9 protein-coding genes and 6 tRNA genes are annotated in these 10,000 nt (G+C 45.2%); all 15 read left to right on the forward strand.

Translation table 11 applies throughout. The annotated features are described in order from the left end of the window. The first annotated feature begins 116 nt into the window (after window positions 1-116). Complete coding sequence (gene epd, locus LDL40_RS02390) at window positions 117-1,130, forward strand: erythrose-4-phosphate dehydrogenase (protein ID WP_300993436.1); 1,014 nt, start codon at window positions 117-119, stop codon at window positions 1,128-1,130. A gap of 175 nt (window positions 1,131-1,305) precedes the next feature. After that, the gene (locus LDL40_RS02395; protein WP_300993438.1) at window positions 1,306-2,484 is read left to right on the forward strand and encodes a phosphoglycerate kinase; all 1,179 of its coding nucleotides are present in this window, start codon (window positions 1,306-1,308) and stop codon (window positions 2,482-2,484) included. Window positions 2,485-2,627: 143 nt separating this feature from the next. Next, entirely contained in the window at window positions 2,628-3,692 is a 1,065-nt protein-coding gene (fba, locus tag LDL40_RS02400) for a class II fructose-bisphosphate aldolase (protein ID WP_300993440.1), read from the forward strand. Window positions 3,693-3,933: 241 nt separating this feature from the next. Beyond that, complete coding sequence (locus tag LDL40_RS02405) at window positions 3,934-4,707, forward strand: DUF3450 domain-containing protein (RefSeq protein ID WP_300993442.1); 774 nt, start codon at window positions 3,934-3,936, stop codon at window positions 4,705-4,707. 6 nt (window positions 4,708-4,713) lie between these two features. Continuing rightward, on the forward strand, window positions 4,714-6,078 hold the full coding sequence (locus LDL40_RS02410) for a MotA/TolQ/ExbB proton channel family protein (protein ID WP_300993444.1): 1,365 nt from the start codon (window positions 4,714-4,716) through the stop codon (window positions 6,076-6,078). Continuing rightward, complete coding sequence (locus tag LDL40_RS02415) at window positions 6,078-6,602, forward strand: MotA/TolQ/ExbB proton channel family protein (RefSeq protein WP_300993446.1); 525 nt, start codon at window positions 6,078-6,080, stop codon at window positions 6,600-6,602. The genes LDL40_RS02410 and LDL40_RS02415 overlap by 1 nt, the downstream gene beginning before the upstream one ends. A gap of 13 nt (window positions 6,603-6,615) precedes the next feature. Beyond that, a complete protein-coding gene (locus LDL40_RS02420; RefSeq protein ID WP_300993448.1) occupies window positions 6,616-7,017 on the forward strand; it encodes a biopolymer transporter ExbD in 402 nt (133 codons plus the stop codon). 1 nt (window position 7,018) lies between these two features. Beyond that, a complete protein-coding gene (locus tag LDL40_RS02425; protein WP_300993450.1) occupies window positions 7,019-7,639 on the forward strand; it encodes an energy transducer TonB in 621 nt (206 codons plus the stop codon). 4 nt (window positions 7,640-7,643) lie between these two features. After that, window positions 7,644-8,909 carry a lipopolysaccharide assembly protein LapB gene (locus tag LDL40_RS02430; protein ID WP_300993452.1) on the forward strand — a complete coding sequence of 422 codons (1,266 nt, stop codon included), beginning with the start codon at window positions 7,644-7,646 and terminating at the stop codon, window positions 8,907-8,909. 290 nt (window positions 8,910-9,199) lie between these two features. Then, window positions 9,200-9,275, forward strand: a tRNA-Ala gene (locus LDL40_RS02435). A gap of 16 nt (window positions 9,276-9,291) precedes the next feature. Next, window positions 9,292-9,367: transfer RNA gene (locus tag LDL40_RS02440), tRNA-Glu, on the forward strand. Window positions 9,368-9,393: 26 nt separating this feature from the next. Further along, a tRNA-Glu gene (locus tag LDL40_RS02445) sits at window positions 9,394-9,469 on the forward strand. 33 nt (window positions 9,470-9,502) lie between these two features. Beyond that, window positions 9,503-9,578, forward strand: a tRNA-Glu gene (locus tag LDL40_RS02450). Window positions 9,579-9,602: 24 nt separating this feature from the next. Beyond that, window positions 9,603-9,678: transfer RNA gene (locus LDL40_RS02455), tRNA-Glu, on the forward strand. A gap of 22 nt (window positions 9,679-9,700) precedes the next feature. Then, window positions 9,701-9,776, forward strand: a tRNA-Ala gene (locus tag LDL40_RS02460). Window positions 9,777-10,000 lie beyond the last annotated feature (224 nt).

A 10,000-nucleotide genomic window follows, 5' to 3' on the forward strand; every position in this document is an offset into this window, starting at 1 on the left:
CTTCGGTATTACCACTGCCGCGGTGGTTGCAGCTGCCAATGAGTTATTAGCGTAAATGAAAAGGGGCCTGCTGGCCCCTCTTTTTAATTGATGTAGCAGCGGGTAATCGGGTAGCAATGACCATTAAAGTGGCAATTAACGGCTTTGGCCGTATCGGTCGGAATATTTTTCGGGCCATCTATGAATGCGGTCTGACAGAGCAAGTGCAAGTAGTAGCTATTAATGAACTGGCTGATGCTAAAGGCATAGCCCATTTGTTAAAATATGATACCTCACATGGTCGTTTTGGATTTCCGGTCGAACTGACAGAAAATGGTCTGCAGGTTAATGGCGATTCAATCGCGCTTTACTGCCAGGCTGATCCTGCGCAGTTACCCTGGCATGAACTCGCTGTAGATGTAGTGCTGGAATGTACAGGAGTATTTCACAGTCGGGCTGATGCTCAGCTGCATCTGGACGCCGGTGCTAAAAAAGTGCTGTTTTCACACCCTGCTGATGCCGATATTGATGCCACAGTTATTTATGGTATTAACCAGCATTTGCTGACTGATGAGATGACAGTGGTGTCGGCTGGTTCCTGCACCACCAATTGTATTGTACCGGTGATCCAGGTGCTGGATCAGCATTTTGGTGTTGAGAGTGGCACTATTACCACTATCCATGCGTCGATGAACGACCAGCAGGTGATCGACGCTTACCATAGTGATTTGCGTCGAACGCGGGCTGCCAGTCAATCAATTATTCCGGTGGACACTAAGTTAGCACGGGGTATTGAGCGCATCATGCCGCATCTGGCCGGGCGATTCGAAGCAATAGCGGTTCGTGTCCCTACAGTCAATGTAACGGCGATGGACTTAAGCGTTACTTTGCATCAGGACGTAGATTTAAATAAGGTGAATCGAGTGTTACAGCAGGCGAGGGCGGGTGCTCTTGCCGGTATTCTTGATTACACCGAAGAACCTTTAGTTTCGGTCGATTTTAATCATGATGCGCATTCTTGTATTGTCGATGGATCTCAAACCCGGGTCAGCCATAAACGTTTAGTCAAATGTTTAGTCTGGTGTGACAATGAATGGGGCTTTGCGAACAGAATGATCGATACATGCCGTGCAATGATGCGTTTTGTCTGAATTTTAATGTCATAAAAACTTATACCCGGGTGGCTTAGAGCTGCAGGGCGGCGATAAGCCAGTAAAACCCCAGGAGCATAGTGAAGTTATTTAACTGGGGTAACATGGCACAGTCAACATAGCTGCAGCTTCAAGTACGATGGGGATAAAATTAATCAAATCACAGGAGTCTGGTATGTCAGTAATTAAGATGGCGGATGTCGATTTAACAGGGAAGCGGGTACTGATCCGTGAAGACTTAAACGTACCGGTTAAAAACGGCAGGGTGACCTCAGATGCTCGTTTAAAAGCCGCTATACCAACCATTGAATTAGCCTTGAAAAAAGGTGGCAAAGTCATGGTGTGCTCGCATCTTGGACGTCCTGAAGAAGGCGTCTATGCAGAAGAATTCTCAATGGCGCCTGTGGTGGATTATTTAAACAACGCTTTGTCTGTGCCCGTGCGCTTGGTCAAAGACTATCTGGACGGCGTTGAAGTCAATACCGGTGAAGTCGTCGTATTTGAAAATGTGCGTTTTAACCAAGGTGAAGGTAAAAACGACGAGACCTTATCTAAAAAACTGGCTGCTTTATGTGATGTCTTTGTAATGGATGCCTTTGGCACTGCCCATCGTGCCCAGGCTACGACTCATGGTGTCGCAAAGTTTGCGCCTGTTGCCTGTGCCGGTCCTTTACTGGCTGCTGAGTTAGATGCGTTAGCCGCAGCGCTGAAAAATCCAAAAAGACCTTTGGTAGCTATTGTTGGTGGTTCTAAAGTGTCGACCAAACTGACAGTACTGGAATCCTTATCTGGAATAGTGGACCAGTTGATTGTTGGTGGTGGTATTGCCAATACCTTTATTGCGGCTCAGGGATATGCCGTAGGCAAATCTCTGGTTGAGACCGATCTTATTCCTGAAGCCAAACGCTTAATGGCTCAGGCCAAAGCCAACGGCGGCTCAATTCCGGTACCTACAGACGTGGTGACAGGTAAAGCTTTTGCAGAAGATACACCTGCAACCACTAAGTCTGTTGCAGAAATTAGTGACGACGATATGGTATTTGACATTGGCCCTGATAGCAGTGCGGCTTTAGTGGATATACTGAAAAATGCCGGCACTATTGTTTGGAACGGCCCTGTGGGTGTGTTTGAGTTTTCATCTTTTGAACAAGGCACCAAGGCCTTGGCTTTAGCAATAGCCGACAGCAAAGCGTTTTCTATCGCTGGGGGAGGAGATACCTTAGCCGCCATCGATAAATATGATTTGGCTGACAAAATTTCCTATATTTCGACTGGTGGTGGCGCGTTCCTGGAGTTTTTGGAAGGTAAAACTTTACCAGCAGTGGAAATTCTGGAACAACGCGCAAAAGCGTGAGCCTAAAACTGTTAAATTACAAATAAATACAAAAATACTAAAAAATACGACCCTTGGCTTTGTACATTATAGATCACCACAGGTGACAACAGAGCCAAAGGTCTTAAACACAACCCTTACCCTACACAAAGAGAGAGGATCTCATGGCTCTTATTTCAATGCGTCAAATGCTGGATCACGCTGCTGAATTTGGTTACGCAGTACCAGCCTTTAACGTTAACAACTTAGAACAGATGCGTGCCATAATGTTGGCTGCGGATGCGACAGACAGTCCTGTGATAGTTCAGGCTTCCGCCGGAGCCCGTAAATATGCCGGAGCACCTTTTTTACGCCATTTAATTTTGGCGGCTATTGAAGAGTTTCCACATATTCCGGTCGTAATGCATCAGGACCATGGTACTTCTGCAGCTGTATGTCAGCAGGCCATCCAGTTGGGATTTTCGTCTGTCATGATGGACGGCTCTTTGGGCACCGATGGCAAAACTCCGATGGATTACGACTATAATGCCGATATAACGCGTCGTGTTGTTGATATGGCGCATGCTTGTGGCGTTTCAGTAGAGGGCGAATTAGGTTGTTTAGGCTCCCTCGAAACAGGAGCTGCGGGTGAGGAAGACGGTATTGGTGCTGACTGTATCTTAAGTCACGACCAGATGCTGACTGATCCCGAAGAAGCTGCTCAGTTTGTCAAAGCAACAGGTGTGGACGCGCTGGCAATAGCGTGCGGTACTTCACATGGTGCCTATAAATTCAGTCGTCCGCCGACAGGCGACATTCTGGCGATAGATCGGATTAAACAGATCCATGCCCGTATCCCTGATACACATTTGGTGATGCATGGTTCATCTTCGGTGCCCCAAGAGTGGTTGGCTATCATCAATGAATATGGTGGTGCTATACCTGAAACTTATGGTGTGCCGGTAGAACAAATTCAGGAAGGTATCAAGTTTGGTGTGCGTAAGATCAATATAGATACTGACTTACGTTTAGCTTCCACTGGAGCTATACGCCGTTACATGGCGAAAAATCCGGCTGAATTTGATCCTCGTAAGTATTTGCAGGAATCAGTCAAAGCTATGACTGAAATTTGTAAAGACCGTTATCAGGCTTTTGGTACTGCTGGTAACGCGTCAAAAATAAAAGCCATTTCTCTTGAACAAATGGTGAAGCTGTATGAGTCGGGAAAACTAACACCGAACATTAAATAAGCAAAAAAATTAATGGAATATTAATACGGGAAGGCCCCCGGTTTTGCTAAAGAAAAAATGGGTATAAATCGCCTTTAAATTGCAACAAAACTGTCATCGCTGACTGTCTTAGTTATATTGACAATCCGCGATTTTGCTGCAATGATGCGGGCGGTTTACCCTTTAACCGGGTTATCTTTTGTTACAAAAAATAGCCTTTCAAAAACAGGTTACGTTAATCAGCAATTATTGGTTGGGAACTATGTCTAACAATAACATTCGTAAGAGTCTGGTTGCTTCTGCTCTGTTTGGAGCATTCGCATTGGCCAGCACCTCAGTAGCAGCAGATCCACTGGCAGAGTTGCATAAAGCGGGTCAGCAAAACATCCGCGCTGCAGTTCAGTCTCAGGAAAAAATCAACAACATTTTTGACCAAAGTCAGGAATTATTGGCCGAGTACCGCCAATTAGTTGAACAAACTGAAAACTTAAAAGTATACAACGACCACGTTGCTAAATTAGTTGCCGATCAAAACGCATCTCTTGCTTCGTTTGACAAGCAAATTGGTACTATCGAAGGTACTAAACAAGGTATCGTTCCTCTGATGTATCGTATGGTTGATACCTTAGAAGCCTTTATCAAAGCCGATATGCCAATAGATCTGGCAAACCGCTTAGCTCGTATCGATCGTTTACGCGCTGTTTTAGGTAACTCAGCTGTTAACACTTCTGAAATGTATCGTCTGGTGATCGAAGCTTACCAAATCGAAAAAGATTTAGGCACAGCTCTGGTTACTTACACAGACAAACTGGCTGTTGATGGCAGCGAAATTACTGTGAACTACGTTTACGTAGGTCGCGTTGCTTTACTGGCTCAATCTCTGGATGAAAAACAAGCCTGGATGTTTAACAAAACTACAGGTCAATGGGAAGCTCTGGGTCAAGAGTACCTGGAATCTACCAAGTTCGCGATTCGTGTTGCGGGTAAACAAGCTGCCCCAGAATTGTTGAAACTTCCAGTGTTAGCAGCGGAGTAAGAATAAATGAAGAAAGTTTTTAAAGGTTTAGTAGTTGCAGCTGTGGTAACTATGTCTGCAGGCGTGTGCTTAACTGCTGCCGCCGATACAGCCAAACTGGATCAATTATTAGAGCAAGTTAAAAAATCACGCACTGCTGAAGGTAAAATCAACCAGCAACGCGAACAGGAATTTTTATCTGACCGCGCTGACAAACAAGCCCTGTTAAACAGAGCTAAAGCTGAGTTTGCTGCAGAAGAATCTCGTGGCAAGTCTTTAACTCAACAGTTTGCTGATAACGAAGGCAAATTAGCTGCTAAAGAAGCTGAATTACAAGCTGCTCAGGGTACTTTAGGTGAAATGTTCGGTATCGTTCGTGGTGCTGCAACTGAAACCATCGGTGGTATCGCAACTTCTAACATCAGTGCTCAGTTTAAAGGCCGTGATGAACTGCTGAAAAAACTGGCAGAAGCTAAAGAACTTCCAACTATCAATGAACTGGAAGAACTGTGGATTGCTCTGCAAACTGAAATGACTGAGTCTGCCAAAGTATCTAAGTTTGAAGGTAACGTTGTGTCTCTGGACGGTAACTCTGCTCAGGCTTCTGTTACTCGTGTTGGCGCATTCAACCTGATTTCTGATGGTGGCTACTTAGTATTTAATGCTGATACTCAGGAAATGCAGCCTCTGGTTAAACAACCTGAGTCTTACATTGTTGCTGATGCAGAAGCGTTCAAAAATGCAGCTCCAGGTGAAGTAAAACCAGTTTATATCGACCCAACGGGCGGTAACTTACTGCGTCTGAAAACTCAGGAAGCTACACTGGAAGAACAGTTCCACCAAGGTGGTACTCCAGGTTATGTAATCACAGTATTATTGCTGATCGGTTTACTGATCGGTGCAGTTCGTTTCGTTTCTCTGTCAGCAGCTTCTGCTGGTGTGAAAGCTCAGCTGAAAAACCTGAACAATCCATCAGAGAAAAACGCATTAGGCCGTATCCTGAAAGTTTACCACGACAACAAATCTGTTGACGTTGAAACTTTAGAACTGAAACTGGACGAAGCCATCATGCGTGAAACTCCGGATATCGAAAAAGGTATCGGTATTATTAAGCTGATCGCTGCTGTAGGTCCGTTATTAGGTCTGTTAGGTACAGTTATCGGTATGATCGGTGCGTTCCAGGTAATTACCTTACACGGTACTGGTGACCCGAAAATCATGGCTGGCCAGATTTCAATGGCGTTAGTAACAACTGTTCAAGGTCTGTTATGTGCTCTGCCATTACTGTTTATCCACTCTATGTTACAAAGTAAGTCAAACTCAGTCCTGCATGTTCTGGATGAGCAAAGTGCTGGTATCATCGCTGCTCATGCGGAGAAGGAGAAAGCGTAATGCATAGCCTGATAGAGCTTTGGGAATCTGTCAGGGATTTTATCGCGACCGGCGGTGATGTTCTGTATATCGTCGCCATAGTGCTCTTCATCATGTGGGTATTGATCATAGAGCGCTTCTGGTTTATCAATCGGGAATTTCCAGTGATGCGTAATAGAATCATCGCAGACTGGAACGCCCGGGCTGATACAACCTCATGGTATGCGCATAAAATTCGTGATGCGTGGGTGTCTGAGGCATCTACCAAACTGCGTGAGCGGATCGGTGTAATCAAAACTTTGGTTGCAATCTGCCCAATGGTTGGTTTGTTAGGTACTGTGACCGGTATGATCGCTGTTTTCGAAATTATGGCGGTACAAGGTACTGGTAACCCAAGACTGATGGCAGCTGGTATTTCAATGGCAACAATTCCAACTATGGCTGGTATGGTTGCATGTTTATCAGGTGTATTTGTAACGTCCAAACTGGAAGGTAAGGTAAAGTCAGCTGTTCATGATTTAGCTGACAACATGCCTCATCATTGATAGAGAGTAATTTATGGCACGTAAAATTAGACGTGAAGCCGAAGAGGCAGCAGTAGATTTAACGCCTATGTTGGACGTTGTATTTATCATGCTGATCTTCTTTATCGTAACGACGTCGTTCGTTAAAGAAGCTGGTATTGACGTAAACCGTCCTAAAGCGGCAAAAGCTCAATCTAAGCCGTCAGCCACTATCTTTATTGCAATCCGTGCAAACGGTGAAATTTGGATGGATAAACGTGCTGTTGACGTTGAGCGTGTTGGTGCTACTGTTGAGAAACTGTTAGCTGAATCGCCAACTGATACAGTGATCATTCAAGCAGATAAAGAAGCTAAGCATGGTGTCGTGGTTCAGGTAATGGACCAAATCAAGCTGGCTGGTATCGATAAGATTTCGATCGCTGCGGAGAACAAGTAATATGGTAAGGTTATTACTATCACTGGTAGTTGGTGCGGTAATAACGTTTTTCCTGTATGTGTTGATGGCATTCCTTATAGGTGGGGATGATACGTTCACCAATGCTAAAAAGGATCAAATCGTTATTGAAATTAACTCGACACCGCCTGAGTCAAAAGCTCAGACTCGTGTTCGGGTACCGCCACCACCACCGCCGCCGCCACCAGAGCCTCCAAAAGCTCCGGTAGCAGAACCTGAGTCAACGGACACTGGTGGTTCTATTGGTTTTAACCTGCCGTCTGTGGACGTAGGTGGTGCAAGTACAGGATTGGGTGACCCATCTTCAGCTATGATGCGTGATGGCGATGCTACTCCTATAGTACGTATTGAACCAAAATATCCTGTACAAGCTGCTCGTGATGGCTTACAGGGCTGGGTTAAAATGCGTTTTACTATTCTGGAAGATGGCAGCGTTGGCGACGTAACTGTGGTTGAAGCTGAGCCTAAACGTGTATTTGATCGTGAAGCGATTCGTGCACTGAAACGTTGGAAATATTCGCCGAAAGTGGTCGATGGTAAAGCAGTTCAGCAACCAGGTATTATGGTTCAGTTGGACTTCTCATTAGATCAGGCTGGAGGTTAACACCATGAAGAAAATGAGTACTATTACTTCAGCGTTGATCATCCTTGCAAGCTTTGGTGCTACCACTCTTAGCTCTTATGCTGTTGCAGCGCCTGATCAACAAAAGATCGACGCTCGCAAAAACCGCAAAACTACTGTAGTAGGCGAGCGTGTTGGTAAAGTAATTGCTAAAGCATACGAGTTATACAGTGCAGAAAAGATAAACGAGGCCATTGCTGTTTTATCAGAAATTGATGCCAGCAATGATTTCGATAAAGCTTTTGTCAATCGTTTTTTAGGCAACATGTGGGCCGCTAAAGACGAAAAGAAGGCAATCAACTATTTACGTCAGGCAGTAAAACCTGATCTGTTGAGCTTCACTGACCAGGCCGCTTCTTATCGTTTATTAGCAGATTTGCTGTTAAGCGAAAAGCAGTATGCCGAAGCTATCAAAACTTATTATCAGTGGCTTGATTTCACTGGTGAGAAAGACGCTAACGTTTATCTGCGTATCGGTAGTGCTTATATGGAGAACAAACAGTATCAGAAGGTCATTGAACCTGCTGATATGGCGATTGCTCTTCAAGACAAAGCTAAACCTAATGCTGGTCCTTATACGTTGAAGTTTTCAGCTTACTATGAGATGAAAAACAACAAAAAAGCGATCGAAGTATTGGAAACTACGGTGCAGGTTTTCCCTTCTGAGAAACGTTGGTGGACTTATCTGGCACAGTTCTACAGTATTGAAGAACAGTACGAAAAAGCTTTAGTGACGTTGGAAGTGGCAAATATGCAAGGCATGCTGGACTCTGCAAATGAGTACAAATTGCTGTCGCAGTTATATTCTAACGCTAACGTTCCATACAAAGCCGGTATCACACTGGAAAAACATATTAAGTCTGGTTTAATCAAAAAAGATAAAACTATGCTGAACAGTATGGCCAGTTCGTTCCAGGCAGCGCGTGAAATGGATAAAGCCGCTCAGTACTATGGCGAGTCAGCTCAGTTGGACAATGATGGTGATGCGTATCGTCGTCAGGGTTCTTCCCTGATCCTTGCTGAGAAATACTCTGCTGCAGTTGTAGCACTGAATAAAGCTCTGGAAGCTGGTGTTAAAGCCAAAGGTCCTGTGTACCTTGCGTTGGTAGAAGCATATTTCTATCAAAACAAGTTCAAGGACGCTTATCAGGCCGTTCAGAAAGTTAAAGGTGATCCTAAGTTTGGCCGCCAGGCAGCCAGCTGGGAGAGCTACATTAAAGAACGCGCCAGTAAAAACAACGTGAGTCTTTAATTTAAAAAACCCTGCTTCGGCAGGGTTTTTTTATCGCTGTATGTTCAATACAGCTGATTTAAATCCGTATAACTTCCAACAATACTCAACCAGGTCCAGTCTTTGAAGAGTTGCAGACAGGGCAGGCTATGTCATTTATTTTGCTGCAATTTGCTGCTTGTATCGTCACTTAGTTTAAAAAATACGCGAACGATCAAGGCTTTCTAAAAAACTGTTGACACCTTTGGTCTCGGCCCCTAGAATTCGCCTCGTCTTGTAGGGGATTGCATAGCAAACTCTACAATTGGTGTGGGGCTATAGCTCAGCTGGGAGAGCGCTTGCATGGCATGCAAGAGGTCAGCGGTTCGATCCCGCTTAGCTCCACCAAAGATTTTGTTCCAGTGTCCCTTTCGTCTAGAGGCCTAGGACACCGCCCTTTCACGGCGGTAACAGGGGTTCGAATCCCCTAAGGGACGCCAACAAAATCTGACAAACTGACTGTAGTGTCCCTTTCGTCTAGAGGCCTAGGACACCGCCCTTTCACGGCGGTAACAGGGGTTCGAATCCCCTAAGGGACGCCAATTAGTCAGTAAAAATATGATGTTTATGCGCCTGTCCCTTTCGTCTAGAGGCCTAGGACACCGCCCTTTCACGGCGGTAACAGGGGTTCGAATCCCCTAAGGGACGCCAATATCATATGAAGACCTTTCCAGTGTCCCTTTCGTCTAGAGGCCTAGGACACCGCCCTTTCACGGCGGTAACAGGGGTTCGAATCCCCTAAGGGACGCCACTTCAGCGTTACATCTGCAAGTGGGGCTATAGCTCAGCTGGGAGAGCGCTTGCATGGCATGCAAGAGGTCAGCGGTTCGATCCCGCTTAGCTCCACCAAACTTGCTATCTTCATAGCCACAAAATTACTGATTGATACTCGCAGATATCCTTACCTTTCTTTTAGCTGGCCAGACAGTGGATATTGCTATTCGTCTTTACACTGCAAGCCCACTAAAAAAGCGGCTCTGCAGCCGCTTCCTGACCTTCCTCAAACTTGGTTACATCTTTATTCTAGACTCGCCACTAAAGGTAGCATTAAATCCGCAATAACAGCCTGTGCT

It is taken from the genome of Rheinheimera sp. (genome assembly GCF_020217005.1).
In the GTDB taxonomy this organism is placed as follows: Bacteria; Pseudomonadota; Gammaproteobacteria; order Enterobacterales; family Alteromonadaceae; genus Pararheinheimera.